Below are 13,942 nucleotides of genomic sequence, written 5' to 3'. Positions count from 1 at the left end.
AGGCCGTCGCGCACGACGCGATGCCTTGCTTCATTGGGAGTATCCAAGATGAATGCGAGAACCTACTCTTTGGCTGAGCCCGCCGTCACCGACCACTTCGTCTGCGCATCCTCGCTTGCGGAGCATGTGCACTGGCTGTCGCAATCGCTGGTGGCCGCCGGCGCGGTCGAAGGGGTGCCGCTCGATGGCGCCGCGCTGTCGCAGCGTATCGGCGTGTTGAATCCGGCACTGGTGTTCATCGATTTTTCCGGTGACTGCGCGGCGGCAAGCACGGTGGTCGCCGCGGTACGCGCGGCGCATCCGGGCGTGCCGGTCGTCGCACTGGGTTCGCTCGCGCAGCCGGAAGGGGCACTCGCCGCGCTGCGTGCGGGCGTGCGCGATTTCGTCGATTTCTCCGCACCGGCCGACGAAGCGCTGCGGATCACGCGCGTGTTGCTCGACAACGTGGGCGAGCCGGCCAATCGTCACGGAAAGGTCACCGCATTGCTCGGCGCGCGCGCCGGAATGGGCGTGAGCACGCTCGCCGCGAACCTGTCGGTGCTGATGCAGCGGCGGCCGGCCGACCCCGCGCGCACAGCGGCGCTGCTCGATCTCGGGCTGCCGGCCGGCGACGGCGCGTTGTTCCTGAACACGCGCTGCGAATTCCATTTCGTCGAGGCCGTGCGCAACCTGCGCCGGATCGACCGTACGTTCGTGACCACCGCACTCGCGCGCCATTCGAGCGGCGTCGCGCTGACGACGCTGCCACCGAATCTCGCCGAGCTGCGCGACGTGGCGACAGCGTCTTGCGCGGCGTTGCTGAACCGGCTGCGGGCGTTCTTCGATCACCAGATCGTCGATCTCGGCGGCTTCCCGAATCGCGAATTCATTGCGCAGGTCGTGAACCTGGCGGACGAAGCATGGCTCGTTTGCGATCAGGGCGTGGCATCGGTCGTATCGGCGGTCGAGATGCTGGACGGGTTGCGCGAGGCAGGCGCCGCGACCGACCGGATCCGGCTCGTCGTCAACCAGTTCGATGCCGAGCTCGGGCTGATGCCCGCGCAGATCGCCGAACGGCTCGATCTGTCGCTGCTCGCGACGCTGCCGTCGCGGCGCGTGTCGATCGGGCACGCGGCGAACCAGGGCAAGCTGATCGCCGAGGTCGCGGAACGCGATCCGTACGTTCGTGCGCTCGGGCCGCTGGTCGAGCGCCTCGCGGGCGCACCGGCGCCGGGAGCGGCACAGCGCGCGGCCGGCGGCCTCTCGGCGCTCAAGCGAATCATTCAATCCTCAACGAAGCGGTCGTAAGCGATGGCACACGACATTCAATTTGCCGACGGCGCAGCGCCGTTCTCGCAAACGCAACAGTTCCACGACATCAAGAATGCCGCGCACGAGCATCTGCTCACGCGGATCGAGGAACTGGGCGCCGAATTCGGCCGTTGGTCGCGACAGGCGATCAACCAGTTCGTCGATCTCGAAATCGACAGCTTCGTGCGGTTGCGGCGCATCCCGCTCAACGAGAGCGAGGTGCGTGCGGTGGCCGAGGCGCTGACGAAGGAGCTCGCCGGCTTCGGGCCGATCGAAGACCTGTTGGCTGACCCGCACGTCGAGGACATCCTGATCAACGGCTACAACGACATCTACGTGTCGCGCCACGGGATCCTGTCGAAGCTGCCGATCCGCTTCACCGACAACGCGCATCTGCTGCGGATCGTGCGACGGATTCTCGCGCCGGTCGGCCGGCGGCTCGACGAATCGAATCCGATGGTCGATGCGCGGCTGCCCGACGGCGGGCGGGTCAACGTCGTGATCGAACCGTTGTCGATCGACGGCCCGGTCGTGTCGATCCGGAAGTTCCGCAAGGACCCGCTGAAGCCCGAGGACCTGCTGGGCAACGGTACCTACAACGAGGAAATTGGCCGACTGCTCGAGGCCGCGGTCGACGCGCGCTGCAACGTGCTCGTGTCGGGCGGCACCAGTTCGGGCAAGACGTCGCTGCTGAACGCGCTGGCGTTCCACATCCCGATGGCAGAACGCGTCGTGACGATCGAGGATACGGCCGAACTGTCGCTGAATCACCCGCACGTCGTGCGACTCGAAAGTCGTCCCGGCGGGTTCGACGGCAGTGGCGTCGTGACGATTCGCGACCTGCTGCGAAACACGCTGCGGATGCGGCCGGACCGGATCATCGTCGGCGAAGTGCGCGGCGGCGAGGTGCTCGAAATGCTGCAGGCGATGAATACCGGCCACGACGGATCGATGGGCACAGTGCACGCCAGCTCGCCGCGCGAATGTTTGTACCGGCTCGAGATGCTGGCGGGCTTCGCCGGTTTTCAGGGGACCGAAGCAAGCCTGCGACGGCAGATCGCCAACGCGATCGACTTCATCGTGCAGATCGGCCGGCTGTCCAACGGCCGCCGCCGCATCCTGTCGATCACCGAAGTCACCGGCATGTCGGACAACATCGTATCGACGCAGGAGCTGTATCGCTACGAAGCGCGCGTCACGCCGGAGGGCGAAGAGATCGATCATTGGGAATCGCTCGGCATTCATCCGCATTCGCCGAAGCTGGCGCGTTTCCGCAGCACGCTGGTGTCGGCGGGCGGCGGTGGCGGCGGGTTCGGTGGCAGCTTCGGGCGAGGCGGGGGCTTCAATGTCTAGCGCCACCTTGCTCGCGCTGATGTTCGCGTTGATTTGCGCGGCGGCCGGGTTGCTGCTGTGGCGCGGAAGCCAGGTGCGGGAAGGGCGTGCGCATGCGCAGCGGTTCTTCGACAGCCGCGTCGGACAGGGCGCGCGCCCCGCCGCATCGGCTGGCGATACACGCACCGCGCGCGCCCCGGCGGCCGGTACGGCGAACCCGCAGGAGCCCGAACAAGGGTTCGCGCGCTGGCGTGCGTCGGCGTTCAACGCATGGACCGTGCTGTCCGACCGTGCGGGTCTCGATGAAGTCCGCGCCGGACTCGTGCTGTCGCTGGCGATCGTTGTGCTGCTCGCACTGTGGGCCGGCATGGCCGGCGGCGTGCTCGCCGCGGCGGCCGCGCTCGTCGCGGGCAGTGTGTTGGTCGTGCTGTGGATCACGTCACGCATCAGCCGGCGCCGCCTGAAGATCGTCCGTCAGTTGCCGTCGTTTCTCGACGGGATCGTACGGCTCGTGACGCTCGGGAACAGCGTGCCGGCGGCGTTCCAGTCGGCGCTTCAGACGGCCGAAATGCCGCTGCGCCGCTGCCTCGACGACGTGTCGCGAATGCTGCGCTCCGGCGTCGACATCGATCGCGCGATGCTGCACATCGCGCACACGTACCGTATTCGCGAATTCGAACTGGTCGGCGCGGTGCTGCGTCTGTCGGTGCGCTATGGCGGACGGGCGGACGTGATGCTCGACCGGATGTCGACCTTCATGCGCGATCTCGAGCAAGCGGAGCGCGAACTGTCCGCGATGTCGGCCGAGACCCGGCTGTCCGCATGGGTGCTGGCACTGTTGCCGATCGCGGTCGGCAGCTTCGTCATTGCCACGAGCCCGCGCTATTTCACGGCGATGTGGAACGACGATGCCGGACGTCAGCTGGTTTACCTGGCGTTCGTGCTGCAGGCGATCGGCGGTTTCTGGCTGTTCCGGCTCGCGCGGCTGAGGTGAATGGATGGATGCAAACCGTTTAGGCGCGCTTGCGCTGGTGCTCGGATCGGTCGGCGTGCTGCTGCTTGCCGCGCTCGCGATCGTTCGCATCGTGCTCGTGCAGCGTGCCGAGCGCGCGCTGTTGCATGCGCTCGACCGCCGGGCCGCCGCAGTCGAAGCGGCCGCCGCGCGTGCCGGCTCCGGCGAAGCGGCGCGCGAGGCAGCGGCACCTGTCGCGCCGCGGGTTCGCTTCGCGAGGCTGCGCGAACGTTTCGAAGACGTCGGGATGCGGTGGCTCGATACCGGTTTCAGCCGATATCTGATCGCCGACGAAGACCGTCGATTGCTCGAGCAGTGCGGTTTCGTCGACGTGCGCGCCAGAGCGCTGTTCGTCGGCGCGCGCATCGTCTGCGCGATCCTGCTGCCGGCGCTGGCCGTGCTGGTACTGATCGGCCGCGGACAGCAGGCGCGCTGGCCGTTGTGGCTCTCCATCGCGCTCGTGACCGGCTACATGCTGCCGAAAATCTACGTGCGGCGGCGCGCGACCGCGCGTCGACAGAGCCTTGCGGCCGAACTGCCGCTGCTCGTCGACATGTTGCGGCTGCTGCAGGGCGTCGGCCTGTCGCTCGACCAGAGCATCCAGGTGGTCACGCACGATTTTCAGACGATGTTGCCGGTGCTGTCGTGGGAGCTCGGCGTCGCGCAGCGGCAGTTCGCGGCCGGACGTACGCGTGAGCAATCGCTGCAACGCCTCACGAACAGTTTCGACAACGAGGATCTGCGCGCGATCGTGCGCTTGCTGATTCAGGTCGACAAGCATGGCGGCGCGGTGCAGGAGCCGCTGAAGCAATTCGGCGACCGTCTGCGTGAAGGGCGTCGCGCGACGCTGCGCGAGCAGATCGGCCGCCTGACGGTGAAGATGACCGGCGTGATGATCGTCACGCTGTTGCCGGCACTGTTGATCGTGACCGCGGGGCCGGGGATCATGACCGTGCTGTCCGCGCTCGCTGCGTTTCAGCGCTGATGCGGCATGAGGGGAAGGAGCGACACAAGATGAATCGATTGGGTTGGGTTCGCACGATCGCAGGCGCGACGGCGTGCGCGTTGCTCGCCAGCGGGTGCGCGATGTTCAAGGAGTCCGGATACGGTATCGGTGCGCAGGCCGAACGCGGCGCGCTGATGCAGGCCGCGGCCGACAAGAATGCGGCGCCCGATACGCCGGGCATGTATCTGGGCCTTATCGAGCGGATGCAGGGGCAAGGGCTGTATTTCGCGTCGCTCGCGCACATCGATCAGTACGAGAAGCAATATGGCGCATCGCCGGACACGATCCTGCTGCGCGCCGATGCGTTGCGGGCGACCGGCCAGTACGATGCCGGCGTGGCCGCCTATACCAAGTTGCTGACGACGCCGCTCGCGGCGCGCGGCTATCGCGGGCTCGGGCTGACCGCCGGCGCCCGCGGCGATTTCGCGCTGGCCGCGCAGCAGCTCGAGCAGGCGACGGCGCTTGCGCCGACCGATGCGGCGACGTTGTCCGACCTTGCGTATTCGAAGATGCGCGAAGGCGATCTGGCGGGGGCACGCGTGCCGCTGCTGAAGGCGGCCGAACTCGAGCAGAAGAACCCGAAGATCCTCAGCAACTTCGTGCTCTACCTGCTCGCGACCGGTCACGCGAAGGACGCGCGGCGGTTGATGGATCAACAGAAGTTGTCGCCCGCCGTGCGCAACCAGATTCGCGACGACGAGACGAAGGTCGCGGCCGCGATGCGCGCGAAGCAGCGCGCCGTCGCCTATACGCCGGCCACTGCGCCCGTGCCGTCGGTGGCCAGCAGCGACAATTTCGATCTTGCCGTGCCGCTGCTGCAGCGTTTCGCGCGATAACGACGATATTCACGGAGGCCATCATGTTTCACCTTTCTTCAATCCGCGTGCGGGCCGTGGGTATCGCCTTCGCCTGCTCGCTCGGTACGGGCGTCGCGCATGCGCAAGACGACACGCCGGCGTCCGAAATCGGTCATGCGACCAGCGCGCTGTTCGACGTGCAGCGCTCGAATCGCGCGGCCGCCATGCCGCAACCGATCGACGGTGCGGCCGGCACGTATGCCTATCAGCGCTATATCGACTCGTTCAAGACGCCGATTCCGCAGTGGTTCGGCACGATGTCGGCGTCGGGCGGCGGCAGCAGCGGTGGCAGCGGCGGCGGCCAGTCCGGTGGCGATCTCGCGCGCTGACGGAGCAAAACGGTGACTACCCGGCACAGTGGCGGCACGATCCGCCGCGCGTCACGACAGCGCGGCGCGTTCTCGGTGATGGCGATCATCGCGACGCTGATCGCCATCACGACGCTTGGCGCCATTGGCGTCGGTAATCTCTTTTTCCAGCGTCGGGACGTGCAGCGGATTGCCGACATGGCCGCGCTCGCGGCCGTGCAGCGGATGGACGACGCCTGTTCGCAGCCGACTGCCACCGCGACCAGCAACGCACAGTCGAACGGGCTCGATGCGTCGAACGGCGACACGATCAATATCGAATGTGGCCGCTGGGATACGTCGGTCAACCCGGCACCCAGCTACTACGCTGCCGCGACATCCGGAACCACGCAATTGAACGCGGCCAAGGTGGTCGTCACGCGGCAAGTGCCGTTCTTTTTCGTCGGGCCGCCGCAGACGGTGTCCGCGGTGTCGACCGCGCGGTCGACCAACATCGATACGTTCTCGGTCGGCGCGACCCTGGCCGCGCTCGGCGGAGTGGGTTGCTCAGGCGGATCGGCGCCGACGTCCGGCAATCCGGGGCTCGTCAACGGGCTGATCGGTGCGCTGCTCGGCGCCAACCTGAACCTGAACATCGCATCGTATCAAGCGCTTGCGTGCACGAACGTGACGGTCGGCGACCTCGTCGTGGCGGCGGGCGTCGGGACGGTCGATCAACTGCTCGCGCTGAAGCTCACGTTGCCGCAACTGCTCCAGTTGATGGTGAAGGCGGCCACGCAGACGTCCGTCGTCAACGCAAGCCTGCAGGCGAGCCTCGCCACGCTGCAGGCGATCCTGAACGCCAACGTTCCGGGGACGTCGATCGGCCTCGGCGGCGCGGGCGGCTTGCTGAACGTCGCGCTCGCGGATACGCAGGCGGCGCTCAACGCACAGGTGGATCTGCTCGATCTGCTGATGGTCGGCGCGGAGATCGCGGCAACGGGCAAGCCGGCGGTCGTGGTCAACGTCCCGTCGCTGAATCTCGGCGGGCTGACGGGAACGCAACTGCAGGTGCAGATCATCAGCCCGCCGTCGATCGGTGTCGGCGAGGGCGGGATCGATCCGGCGACGGGAACGTGGCGGACGAAGGCGTCGACGGCGGCGGTGGGTGTGTATCTGAATGTCTATCTTGGGACGGCGCAGTTGCCGCTGGTCGGGCCGTTGCTGGGCGCGCTGAACGTGGGCGTCGATGTCAATCTGCCGATTTATCTGCAGGCCGGCACCGGTACCGCGTGGCTGAACTCGACCCAATGCGCGGCCACACAGGCAGCGAGCACGGTCGTCATTACCGCACAGCCGGGGGTTGCCAATCTGTGCATCGGGCAGCCACCGCTCGATTCGTCGGGCAAGATCAGTCTGTCGTCGGCATACAGCTGCACGTCGCCTGCGCAGGTGGTCAATGCGACTGTCCTCGGCCTTGCCGGGCTGAAACTTGCCACCCTGAAAGTCTCGATGTCCAACGTATCGGTCCAGGTGCAGGGCGCGGCACAACAGCACACATTCAATGGTGTGCCGGGGATCGACGCCAACTACTGGACGGTCAATTCGAATGCGCTCGGCTCGGCGCTCAGTTCAGCGCTCACCCAACTCGCGGGCGCGCAGATCACCGCCACCCTTACTTTGCTCGGCGCAGATCTGCTGTCGATTCCGTCGACCCTCGCGTCGACATTGCTCGGTTTTTTGACTAGTCTGCTCGGCCCACTCTTGTCGAGCCTTGACGCAGTCCTCGTTCCGCTGCTGAATCTGCTTGGCGTCCAGGTCGGCGCGGCGACGGTCCATCAGATCTCGCTCAGTTGCGGGGTCGCCCAAACGGTTTACTGAAGAAGCAGATCAGATGAGAAATACGCCCGCAATCGAAGAGCTCGACCTGTACGTCTGGGAAGGCAAGGCGGACATCGTCGACCGTGTCGCCCGGTGCATGGCGAGCTTCGACGTCGAAGTGATCCGCGCCGACAACGCGGCGGTCTCACCCGAGCGCGCCGCGTTGCGGCGGTCGCTGGCGATCATCAGCGTGACGATGATCGAGGGCGGCGCGGCATTCCTGCGCGACTGGCAGGCCAACATCGGCATGCCGGTGGTCTGGGTCGGCGCGGCGCGCGACCACGACGCGTCGCAGTATCCGCCCGAGTATTCGCACATCCTGCCGCTCGATTTCACGTGCGCCGAATTGCGCGGCATGATCGGTAAGCTCGTCACGCAACTGCGGGCGCACGCAGCCGAAACGTTGCAGCCGTCGGAACTCGTCGCGCACTCCGAATCGATGCAGGCGCTGCTGCACGAAGTCGATACGTTCGCCGACTGCGACACCAACGTGCTGCTGCACGGCGAAACCGGCGTCGGCAAGGAGCGCATCGCGCAACTGCTGCACGAAAAGCATTCGCGCTATCGGCACGGCGAGTTCGTGCCGGTGAACTGCGGCGCGATTCCGGACGGCCTGTTCGAATCGCTGTTCTTCGGTCATGCGAAAGGGTCGTTCACGGGCGCGGTTGTTGCGCATAAAGGTTATTTCGAGCAGGCGGCCGGCGGCACGCTGTTCCTCGACGAGGTCGGCGATCTGCCGCTGTACCAGCAGGTCAAGCTGCTGCGCGTGCTCGAGGACGGCGCGGTGCTGCGGGTCGGTGCGACCGCGCCGGTCAAGGTCGATTTCCGTCTGGTCGCGGCGAGCAACAAGAAGCTGCCGCAGCTCGTGAAGGAAGGGTTGTTCCGCGCCGATCTTTATTACCGGCTCGCGGTGATCGAACTGAGCATTCCGTCGCTCGAAGAGCGCGGCGCGGTGGACAAGATCGCGCTGTTCAAGTCGTTCGTCGCACAGGTCGTAGGCGAGGAGCGGCTCGCCCAGTTGTCCGATCTGCCGTACTGGCTCACGGATTCGGTCGCGGACAGTTATTTCCCCGGCAACGTGCGCGAACTGCGCAACCTGGCCGAGCGGGTCGGCGTGACGGTACGGCAGACGGGCGGCTGGGATGCCGCGCGGCTGCAGCGGCTGATCGCGCATGCGCGCAGCGCGGCGCAGCCGGTGCCGGCGGAGAGCGCGGCCGAGGTGTTCGTCGATCGCAGCAAGTGGGACATGAACGAGCGCAACCGGGTGATCTCGGCGCTCGACGCAAACGGTTGGCGGCGTCAGGACACGGCCCAGCAACTCGGCATCAGCCGCAAGGTATTGTGGGAAAAAATGCGCAAATATCAGATCTTCGACGAAGAGCCCGAGACCCGCGAAAGTGAGTAATTAATGAGATAAAATCGCGGTGAATTACAACGACTCGGGCGGGAATAAAACTTCATGAGCCATATGACGGGGTTGGGGCGGGTGAGCGTATTGCTGCTCGCCATGGTGGGAGGCATGCAAGGCGCGTTCGCGCAGGGGCTGGCGGGCAGCGATCCGTCGGCGGTGCAGCAGGCGTCGGCGCCGGTAGCCGCGATTCCGGTGATCGATTCGCAGGCACAGACGTCGGTGCAGCCGCAGGCCGGCGAGACGACGGGGCCGAGCACGGTCGACGACTTGCAGCGCCAGATCCAGGCGCACTCGCTGACGGAAATGCGCACGAGCTACAACGGCAGCTACGGCGCCAGCCTGCTGTTCAACGTCAAGGATGGTGCGTATTTCGTCGCGTTGTTCCAGCAGAAGGCGTTCTGGCGCGTGATCAAGACTTACGACGAAACGCGTGCGGAAGCGATCTATCGCGATTTCTCGCATCAGGCGGAGCGGCTGGCCGTCAACGAGTTGCGGGCGGCGAAGCTGGAATCGCAGAAGGCGCAAATGGACAAGCAGATCGAGGTCACGCAGGACCGCGCGCGGCGCCTGCAGGCGGACATCTCGATCGCCCGCCAGCAGCAGGCGGCGGTGGCGGATCGCCAGAAGAGCGTGCGGAGCGAAACGGCGGCGTTGCAGGCGCAACAGGCTCAACTCCAGTCGCAACTGCGGGCGTTGCAGCAGCAGGTGCGTTCGCTGCAGCGCGAGGCTGACGCGGGCCTGCCGACGACGGCGCGCTGAACCCGATAACGACGGTGCGGCGACATGCCGCGCCGGCCGTACAAGTGAAAAGGGCAAGCCGGTTGGCTTGCCCTTTTTGTTTTACTGGCCGTCCGGCACGATTCGCCGGCGGCGCGTCACGATGACCGGCCCGTTGCCGCCGCGGGAATCCGACGGTGCGGCGTTGCCGGATGCGTCGCCGGTGTCGCGCGGCGCGCCGTAGCTTTCGCGCGGTTCACGCGGCTCGCGGGGGGCGCCGTAGCCTTCGCGCGGCTCACGTGAGCCGTAACCCTCGCGCGGTTCACGCGAACCGTAGCCTTCACGCGGCTCGCGGGAGCCGTAGCCGCCGTCGCCGCGCGATTCGCGCGGGCCGCCGTGCGAGCCGTACGGGCTGTGACCGCCGCCTTCACGGCCGCCGGGGCGACCACCGGTGCGCGGACCGCGGGGGCCGCCGCCGGGGCGCGAGCCGCCCGTGTCGAGCTGGATCGTGGAAATCGCACGCTTGTAGATGCCTTGCAGACCCACGGGGGTGCGCAGCATCACCAGATACTGGTCGAACGACTCGATACACCCCGTCAGACGAATGCCGTTGACGAGATAGATTTCAACACGCTTACGTTCCTTGCGCGCCGAATTGATGAAGTCGTTTTGCGGATGGGATTCTGCGGGATTGGCCATTGAGGTGCGGCAGGAGCCTGCGTCAGAGAATATGTTGTGCGTGTGTGTGGCGTGTTCGTCCACAAGCCGTTTGGCGGAATTCTACCCTGTTCGATAAGGGAGCGCGCAGTCGTGATTGTGTCGAACCGTAACCCACTATAGACGTTCCGGCGCATTTTCGCGATTAGGCCGAACGGTCAAATTCGTTTCGTTACGTCGCGTTACGACTCTCGCAGCCCCGTATCACCTGGGTGCGCGGGCCGCGCTTACATTGACCGCGTGAACCGGGCGGGCCGGCTTATCAGGGATGCGGAGCATGAACAAGAGGCAAGTAGCAGCGGTGATCGGGAGCATGGCGTTGCTCGTTTCCGGTAGCGCAATGGCGGGGCACGTCGACCTGTCGGTCGGCATCGGCGTCCCGGTCGCACCGGTCTATGTCGAGCCGGCGCCGGTCTATGTGGCGCCGCAGCCCGCCGTCGTCGCCTATCCGGGCTACGGATATGGCTATTACGGCGATGACGACGACGATCGCTACCGCAAATGGCGCAAGCACTATTACAAGCACTGGCATCGACACCACGGCGACGACGATGACGATTGAGCCCGTGACCGCCCCGCCGGCGCGCGTCAGAACGCGTAGTCGGGGTTTTTCGGGTCGAACGCGGTGTCGTCGAGCGTCGCCGGCGCGATTTTCTCGATGACGATCCGCTCGAAGATCTTGCCGTCGTTGTCATAGGACTCGACGGTCCGGAAATAGGGTGCGTGCAGGTCGAGCCCCAGCACTTCCTTTTTCGCATAGAACTGCGGCCGGCCGGTCGGCGTTTCGTAGGTGAGCGCGACGACGCGCACACCGCCGATCGTTTTGGCTTCCACGTCGGTCGGGCGCTGCACGCCGGCTTCCAGGTATTTCTTCCCTTCGGTCAGGTACAGGTTCGCGATGAACTCGGTGCCGAGATCCTTCACCTGGTGATTCGACTGGGCACGCGCCAGCGCGCCGTCGATCGCCGTCCACAGCGGAATCTTGCCGAGCAGACCGCCGAGGTGGCCGTACATTTCGTCCTTGCGCTGCGTCGTGTCGTAGATGGTCTCCTGGCCGGCATGCGCGCCGCCCGGCAGCCATTTCGCATACACGCGCAGCGGCTCGCGGGTCGTCTTCACGAGCATGCGGTCGGGCGTGTCGGACCATTTTCCGCTGATGCGCTCCTGGCGCACCATCGTGAACTGGTAGGACGGATAGCCGTTCGGGCCATTGCGGATATAGAGCGGCACGGCGAGCGGATCGAGCGCCTTGAAGAGCGCAGTGAGCGTCGCGTCGTCGAGTTGCGCGAGCGTGCCGCGCTGAGCCGCCGTGCGCAGCCAGCGCGCCTGTTGCGCGAGCGGCTCGTGCGTGACTTTCGCGAGGTCCGCCGGCAGCGCGGCGGCCTGGGCCGCGCTCGCGGCGCCAGCCGTTTCCTGTGCATGCAGGCTTGCCTGCGCGAGCGACAGCACGCACGCGAGCGCCGCCGCGGCGGCATGCCGTGCACGGCGTTTCATTCCTTCGTTCATCGACAGCGTCTCCCGGAGCGATGGATCGTTCAGCCTTGTTTCGCGGCGTTGATTTTGCCGAGTTCCTCGTCGCGCAGCGCGCGGCGCAGAATCTTGCCGACGTTCGTCTGCGGCAGTGCGTCGCGGAACTCGACGAACTTCGGCATCTTGTAGCCGGTCAGGTTCTTGCGGCAGTGCGCGAGCACGTCCTCGGCCGTCAGCGACGGGTCACGGCGCACGACGAATACCTTGATCCGTTCGCCCTGTACCTCGTCCGGAATGCCGATCGCCGCGGCTTCGCTGATGCCGGGATGCATCACCAGCACTTCCTCGATCTCGTTCGGATACACGTTGAAGCCCGACACGAGGATCATGTCCTTCTTGCGGTCGATGAGGCGGATGAAGCCGCGCTCGTCCATCACGCCGATGTCGCCGGTCGCGAGCCAGCCGTCGGCGTCGATCACCTTGGCCGTCTCGTCGGGGCGCTGCCAGTAGCCGCGCATCACCTGCGGGCCGTGCACGCACAGCTCGCCCGGCTCGCCGATGGCGGCCCAGGTGCCGTCCTCGCGGCGAAAGCGCACGACGGTCGACGGCGCGGGTAGCCCGATCGACCCGCTGAACGCGGCCATGTCGTTCAGGTCCACGGGGTTCATCGTGACGATCGGCGAGCACTCGGTGAGGCCGTAGCCTTCGACCACCGGCCGGCCCGTCACCTGCTGGAAGCGCTCCGCGACCGCACGCTGCATCGCCATCCCGCCCGCCATCGCGAGCTTGAGCTTCGAGAAGTCGCGCTTGCGGAATTCCTCGTTGTCGAGGAACGCGTTATACAGCGTGTTGATGCCGGTGATGCCCGTGAACGTCTCGTGGCGGATGATCTTCATCACCATCTTCATGTCGCGCGGGTTCGCGATCAGGATGTTGCGCCCGCCGAGCCCCATGAAGATGAACGCGTTCACCGTCAGCGAATAGATGTGATAGAGCGGCAGCGGCGTGAGCACGGTTTCGACGTCGCCCGACACCTGGTCGGCGATCCACGCCTTCGCCTGCAGCAGGTTCGCGATCAGGTTGCCGTGCGTGAGCATCGCGCCTTTCGCGACGCCGGTCGTGCCGCCCGTGTACTGCAGGAACGCGAGATCGTCGCGCGTGGTCTGCACCGGCTGCGGCTTGCCGCGTGCACCGAGCGCGAGCGCGGAGCGCAGCCGGATCGCCTGCGGCAGGTGGTAGGCCGGCACGAGCTTCTTCACGTGCTTCAGCACGAAATTGATCAGGCGTCCTTTCGCGTTGAAGCCGTCGGCGAGCAGGTCGCCGAGCGCGGTGACGACGATGTGCTTCACCTGAGTTTCCGGCAGCGCGTCCTGCAGCGTGCGCGCGAAGTTCTCGAACACGACGATCGTCTGCGCGCCGCTGTCCTTCAACTGGTGCGCGAGTTCGCGCACGGTGTAGAGCGGATTCACGTTGACGACGATCGCGCCGGCCTTCAGCGTGCCGAACAGCGCGACCGGGTACTGGAACGTGTTCGGCAGCATGATCGCGACGCGGTCGCCGGGCTTCACGCCTAGGCTTTGCAGATACGACGCGAATGCGTCGACCTTCCGCGCGAGCGTGCGGTAGGTCATCGACGCGCCGGCGCTCACGTAGGCGACGCGGTCGGCGAAGCGGGTCGTGCATTCGTCGAAGAACTGCACGAGCGACGCGTATTGCGTGACGTCGATCTCGTGCGGAACGCCGGGCGGGTACGACGCGTACCAGATGGCGTCGGTGTTCGGCGCAATCCGGGCCGAGGTGGTTGCTGCGGAAGATGACATGACGTGTCTCCGGTCTTGGCTCTCGGCGCGAGTCGGCGCATCAGCGCCGGCCCATGCCCCGTGCTTCGCGGCCGGTCGGCGTGGGCGTCTCGACGCCGCGTCCGACCGCGCGTATCAATCAAATCGTGAACAGGAAGCCGCG

At 66.3% G+C, this 13,942-nt stretch carries 13 protein-coding genes; 10 read left to right on the top strand and 3 right to left on the bottom strand.

Annotated elements, in window-relative coordinates:
• Window positions 1-48 precede the first annotated feature (48 nt).
• The 9 genes from BLS50_RS00715 to BLS50_RS00675 are packed head-to-tail and all read left to right on the top strand — an operon-like array spanning window position 49 to window position 9,835.
• Complete coding sequence (locus BLS50_RS00715) at window positions 49-1,287, top strand: fimbrial protein (RefSeq protein ID WP_011545278.1); 1,239 nt, start codon at window positions 49-51, stop codon at window positions 1,285-1,287.
• Window positions 1,288-1,290: 3 nt separating this feature from the next.
• A complete protein-coding gene (locus BLS50_RS00710) occupies window positions 1,291-2,643 on the top strand; it encodes a CpaF family protein (protein WP_006483500.1) in 1,353 nt (450 codons plus the stop codon).
• Window positions 2,636-3,616, top strand: a complete 981-nt coding sequence (locus tag BLS50_RS00705; protein WP_011545279.1) for a type II secretion system F family protein — start codon at window positions 2,636-2,638, stop codon at window positions 3,614-3,616. The genes BLS50_RS00710 and BLS50_RS00705 overlap by 8 nt, the downstream gene beginning before the upstream one ends.
• A gap of 4 nt (window positions 3,617-3,620) precedes the next feature.
• Window positions 3,621-4,619, top strand: a complete 999-nt coding sequence (locus BLS50_RS00700; RefSeq protein WP_053525758.1) for a type II secretion system F family protein — start codon at window positions 3,621-3,623, stop codon at window positions 4,617-4,619.
• Window positions 4,620-4,648: 29 nt separating this feature from the next.
• Window positions 4,649-5,476: a tetratricopeptide repeat protein gene (locus BLS50_RS00695; RefSeq protein WP_011545281.1), complete on the top strand. Its 828-nt coding sequence runs from the start codon at window positions 4,649-4,651 to the stop codon at window positions 5,474-5,476.
• A 23-nt stretch (window positions 5,477-5,499) separates the two neighbouring features.
• A complete protein-coding gene (locus BLS50_RS00690; protein WP_074799994.1) occupies window positions 5,500-5,826 on the top strand; it encodes a DUF3613 domain-containing protein in 327 nt (108 codons plus the stop codon).
• Window positions 5,827-5,838: 12 nt separating this feature from the next.
• Window positions 5,839-7,665 (top strand): TadG family pilus assembly protein, encoded by a 1,827-nt coding sequence (locus BLS50_RS00685; RefSeq protein ID WP_074799991.1) that lies wholly within the window; start codon window positions 5,839-5,841, stop codon window positions 7,663-7,665.
• A 13-nt stretch (window positions 7,666-7,678) separates the two neighbouring features.
• Entirely contained in the window at window positions 7,679-9,070 is a 1,392-nt protein-coding gene (locus BLS50_RS00680; protein WP_011545284.1) for a sigma 54-interacting transcriptional regulator, read from the top strand.
• A 54-nt stretch (window positions 9,071-9,124) separates the two neighbouring features.
• A complete protein-coding gene (locus BLS50_RS00675) occupies window positions 9,125-9,835 on the top strand; it encodes a DUF2968 domain-containing protein (protein ID WP_053525508.1) in 711 nt (236 codons plus the stop codon).
• Between the two features lie 81 nt (window positions 9,836-9,916).
• Here BLS50_RS00675 and hfq read toward each other — a convergent pair whose 3' ends face one another.
• A complete protein-coding gene (gene hfq / locus BLS50_RS00670) occupies window positions 9,917-10,492 on the bottom strand; it encodes an RNA chaperone Hfq (protein WP_074799988.1) in 576 nt (191 codons plus the stop codon).
• A 295-nt stretch (window positions 10,493-10,787) separates the two neighbouring features.
• Here hfq and BLS50_RS00665 point away from each other — a divergent pair, with 295 nt between their 5' ends.
• The gene (locus BLS50_RS00665) at window positions 10,788-11,072 is read left to right on the top strand and encodes a PXPV repeat protein (protein WP_034174581.1); all 285 of its coding nucleotides are present in this window, start codon (window positions 10,788-10,790) and stop codon (window positions 11,070-11,072) included.
• Window positions 11,073-11,098: 26 nt separating this feature from the next.
• Here the strand turns inward: BLS50_RS00665 and BLS50_RS00660 are convergent, their stop codons facing one another.
• Entirely contained in the window at window positions 11,099-12,016 is a 918-nt protein-coding gene (locus tag BLS50_RS00660; protein WP_053525509.1) for a DUF1571 domain-containing protein, read from the bottom strand.
• 29 nt (window positions 12,017-12,045) lie between these two features.
• Window positions 12,046-13,800: an AMP-binding protein gene (locus BLS50_RS00655; RefSeq protein ID WP_074799986.1), complete on the bottom strand. Its 1,755-nt coding sequence runs from the start codon at window positions 13,798-13,800 to the stop codon at window positions 12,046-12,048.
• Window positions 13,801-13,942 lie beyond the last annotated feature (142 nt).

Source organism: Burkholderia orbicola (assembly GCF_900100915.1).
In the GTDB taxonomy this organism is placed as follows: domain Bacteria; phylum Pseudomonadota; class Gammaproteobacteria; order Burkholderiales; family Burkholderiaceae; genus Burkholderia; species Burkholderia orbicola.
This window is presented reverse-complemented; position numbering and strand designations above follow the sequence as displayed.

What these genes read in the sequence shown, in the direction of transcription:
- BLS50_RS00660 (WP_053525509.1), bottom strand. Translation starts at nt 12,016, where the DNA reads ATGAACGAAGGAATGAAACGCCGTGCACGGCATGCCGCCGCGGCGGCG.
- BLS50_RS00665 (WP_034174581.1), top strand. Translation starts at nt 10,788, where the DNA reads ATGAACAAGAGGCAAGTAGCAGCGGTGATCGGGAGCATGGCGTTGCTC.
- BLS50_RS00705 (WP_011545279.1), top strand. Translation starts at nt 2,636, where the DNA reads ATGTCTAGCGCCACCTTGCTCGCGCTGATGTTCGCGTTGATTTGCGCG.
- BLS50_RS00710 (WP_006483500.1), top strand. Translation starts at nt 1,291, where the DNA reads ATGGCACACGACATTCAATTTGCCGACGGCGCAGCGCCGTTCTCGCAA.
- BLS50_RS00700 (WP_053525758.1), top strand. Translation starts at nt 3,621, where the DNA reads ATGGATGCAAACCGTTTAGGCGCGCTTGCGCTGGTGCTCGGATCGGTC.
- BLS50_RS00715 (WP_011545278.1), top strand. Translation starts at nt 49, where the DNA reads ATGAATGCGAGAACCTACTCTTTGGCTGAGCCCGCCGTCACCGACCAC.
- BLS50_RS00655 (WP_074799986.1), bottom strand. Translation starts at nt 13,800, where the DNA reads ATGTCATCTTCCGCAGCAACCACCTCGGCCCGGATTGCGCCGAACACC.
- BLS50_RS00695 (WP_011545281.1), top strand. Translation starts at nt 4,649, where the DNA reads ATGAATCGATTGGGTTGGGTTCGCACGATCGCAGGCGCGACGGCGTGC.
- hfq (WP_074799988.1), bottom strand. Translation starts at nt 10,492, where the DNA reads ATGGCCAATCCCGCAGAATCCCATCCGCAAAACGACTTCATCAATTCG.
- BLS50_RS00680 (WP_011545284.1), top strand. Translation starts at nt 7,679, where the DNA reads ATGAGAAATACGCCCGCAATCGAAGAGCTCGACCTGTACGTCTGGGAA.
- BLS50_RS00690 (WP_074799994.1), top strand. Translation starts at nt 5,500, where the DNA reads ATGTTTCACCTTTCTTCAATCCGCGTGCGGGCCGTGGGTATCGCCTTC.
- BLS50_RS00675 (WP_053525508.1), top strand. Translation starts at nt 9,125, where the DNA reads ATGAGCCATATGACGGGGTTGGGGCGGGTGAGCGTATTGCTGCTCGCC.